This is a genomic window from Streptomyces sp. LS1784 (assembly GCF_020103755.1).
In the GTDB taxonomy this organism is placed as follows: domain Bacteria; phylum Actinomycetota; class Actinomycetes; order Streptomycetales; family Streptomycetaceae; genus Kitasatospora.
The window spans coordinates 1-3,255 of sequence record NZ_JAHSQD010000751.1 but is presented as its reverse complement, the minus strand read 5'-3'; the positions used below and the strand labels follow the sequence as shown (position 1 = coordinate 3,255).

Sequence of the window (3,255 nt, the reverse complement as noted above, 5' to 3'; positions counted from 1 at the left end):
TGACCTCCGCCCCCGCGATCGACCCCACGGCCGCCGCCCGGTGCGCCGCGGCGGGCGGCGACCCGGGGCGCGCGTACCCGACCTTCTCCCTCGCCCTCGCCGCCCTGGACCAGCCGCACTGGAGCGCGCTCACCCCGGTGGGCCCGCTGCGCCGCTTCCGGCTGGTCGAACTCGACGACGAGACGGCGCTCACCGCCTCCCGGCTGCGGATCGACGAGCGGGTGCTGCACTTCCTGGTCGGCGTGCCGTACCTGGACGTGCGGCTGCACGGCCTGCTCACCCGGGTAGGACCGCCCGACGGGCTGCCCGGCCCGCACGAGCGGTGCGCCGCCGCGCTGGCGCGGGGGTGGACCTCGGCCGGGCTGTCCGGCCCGCCGCACACCGAGCTGACCGGCGCCGACCGCCGCACCCGCTGGGAGATCGCGGCGGAGGCAGCCCACCGCGCCGGACTCGGCCTCTACGCCGCGCACCGCGAGGACCTGCCCACCGAGCCCGCCGAGCGCGAGCAACTCGCCCGGCTGTGGCAGCGCGAGGCGATCCTGATCCCGGCCGCACTGCTGGTGGAGAGCGGGGAGCCGGGCCGCCTGGAGCGTCCGCAGGCCCCGAACGGCGCGGAGGCCTTCCTCGCCGGCCTCGCGGTGCCGCTGGTCGTGTCCGGCGACGAGCCCCCGCCCGCCGGGGCCTCGGACCGTACCAGGCTGACCGTGCCCCCGCTCGGCCCCGAGGAGCAGCTGGGGATCTGGGCCGAGGCGCTGGACGGTGCGCCGGGGGTCACCGAGGGCGGACTCCGCGCGCTGGCCGCGCAGTTCTCGCTGCCCGGCCATGTGATCCGCTCGGCCGCCGCGACCGCCCGGCGGGCTGCCGAATCCCGCGGCAACGGCGGGGACAGCGCGGACGGCGCGGAGGGTGCGGACGGCGGGGAGGGTGCGGACGTCAGCCGACTGGCCTGGCACGCCGGGCTGGCGGAAGCCCGGATGTCCCTGGACGAGCTGGGCCGGCGGGTCGAGCCGCGCGCCGCCTGGGACGACCTGGTCCTTGAGGAACGCCAGCTCGCGACGCTGCGCGAGATCGTCGCCCACGTCCGCCGGCGCGGCACGGTCTACCAGGAGTGGGGCTTCGAGTCGGTGCTGCGCCGCGGCCTCGGCGTGACCGCGCTGTTCGCCGGCGGATCGGGCACCGGGAAGACGCTGGCGGCCGAAGTCGTCGCCGGGCAGCTCGGCGTGGACCTGTTCGTCATCGACCTCTCCCAGGTCGTCAGCAAGTACATCGGCGAGACCGAGAAGAACCTCCGGCGGGTCTTCGACGCGGCCGAACGCGGCGGCGCGCTGCTGCTGTTCGACGAGGCCGACGCGCTGTTCGGCAAGCGCAGCGAGATCAAGGACAGCCATGACCGCTACGCCAACCTGGAGGTCAGCTACCTGCTGATGCGGATGGAGGCCTACCGGGGCCTGGCCGTGCTCACCACCAACATGAAGAAGGCGCTGGACCCTGCGTTCATGCGGCGAATCAGGTTCGTGGCCGACTTCCCGTTCCCCGGAGTGCCGGAGCGCGCCGAGATCTGGCGGCGGGTCATCCCCGCGCAGACCCCCAGCCAGGACGTCGATCCGGAGCGGCTCGCCCAGCTCACCGTGGCGGGCGGCTCCATCCGCAACATCGCGCTGTCCGCCGCCTTCCTGGCCGCCGACGAGGACTGCCCGATGCAGATGCGGCACCTGCTGGCCGCCGCGCGCACCGAGTACCTCAAGCTGGAGCGCTCGCTGTCGCCCTCGGAGGTCTCCGGATGGATCTGACCGAGGGGCCCGGGATCGGGCGGCGCAGCACCGAGCCGGGCAGCGCGGGGACGGGCGGTGCCGGGCGGATCGAGGTCGAGATCGGCGAGCTGGTCCTCGACGGCTTCGCGCGGATCGACCACGAGCGGCTGACGGCGGCGTTCCGGAGCGAGCTGACCCGCCTGGTCGAGACGCGCGGCGTGCCGCTCGCGGTCGACGGCGACCACGCGCTGGACCTGCTCTCCGGGCTGCCGCCGCTGCCGGCTGACGCCTCGGCGCAGCGGCTCGGCGAGGCGCTCGCCCGCGCCGTGCACACCGGGCTGTCCGGCGGTGGCCGGGCTCCGGAGCGGGGGCGGACATGAGCCGGCTGAACGCTCCTGCCCGGGATTCCGGGCAGGACGCCAAGCAGGGCGCGACCCGGCGCAAGACGCGGGCGCCGAAGGCCCGCACGCCCGAGCCGAAGGAGATCGTCTCCGGCGCGGGCCAGCCGCTGGACCCGGGCGTGCGCCGGGAGTTGGAGGCGCGGCTCGGGCACGACCTCAGCCGGGTCCGGGTGCACACCGACCGGGACTCCGCCGCGCTGACCGAGCTGATCGGCGCGGACGCCGTCGCCGTCGGTCCGGACCTCTTCTTCGGCGAGGGCAAGTACCGGCCGGCCGGTGAGGACGGCCGGCGGCTGCTCACCCACGAGCTGCTGCACACCGTCCAGGCCCCGAACCCGCTCGGCGCGCTGCGGGCCGGCCGTGACCTGGGCGCGGTCAGCCTGCCGCAGGACGCGATCGAACGGGAGGCGGAGCACGGCGCGCGCGAGGACCGGCCGGCGGCGGCGACGCCGGGCGCCACGCCGGGCTGGCTCCGCTACGCGACCGTCGACGCCGACCGGTTCCGCACCGAGCGGCTCGATCCGGCCACCCTGGTCGACCGACTGGCAGCCGGCATCCTGCGCTCGCTGCGCGGGGACCCGACCGACTCCTCCGGCCGGGTCCGCCTGCAACTCGCCCGCTTCGCACCGGAGTTGCAGGCCTCCGTGCTTTCCCGGCTGGCGGACCGGCTGCCTTCGTCGGACTACACCCGGGTGCTGGAGCTGGTCGAGGCCGCCGAGCACCGCCCGGCCGACGTGGACGGCGCGCAGACGCCCGAGCCGGTCACCGATGCCGCCGACCGGGCCACCGACGAGCGCGAGCAGCCGGAGGGGCAGGACCGAGACGAGCAGGACCGGAAACGTCAACTCGACGAGGAGGCACGGCAGTCGGACGACCCGAAGGGCCGGCGCAAGCGCCGCAAGGGGCACGGCGGCAAGGAAGGCAAGGACGACCAGGAGCGCCCGGAGCAGCAGGACGAGCAGCAGGAGGGGCAGGCCCAGCCCGCGGCGGGCGAGGCCGCGCAGACTCCACCGGGCGCGCAGCCGGCTCCGCAGCCGGAGGCCGGTCAGACCCAGCCCGCCGCCGACGCACAGCCTCCCGCCGTCGAGGAGGCGCCCGCGACG

3 protein-coding genes are annotated in these 3,255 nt (G+C 76.1%); all 3 read left to right on the top strand.

The window, feature by feature from the left end; translation table 11 throughout:
• Positions 1–1,790 (top strand): ATP-binding protein (locus tag KS423_RS41760; RefSeq protein ID WP_224284938.1); only part of this gene is annotated, 1,790 nt, incomplete at its 5' end.
• A complete protein-coding gene (locus tag KS423_RS41755; protein ID WP_224284937.1) occupies positions 1,781–2,131 on the top strand; it encodes a hypothetical protein in 351 nt (116 codons plus the stop codon). The genes KS423_RS41760 and KS423_RS41755, both read left to right, overlap by 10 nt.
• The coding region (locus KS423_RS41750; protein WP_224284936.1) for a DUF4157 domain-containing protein at positions 2,128–3,255 on the top strand (1,128 nt) is incomplete at its 3' end. The genes KS423_RS41755 and KS423_RS41750, both read left to right, overlap by 4 nt.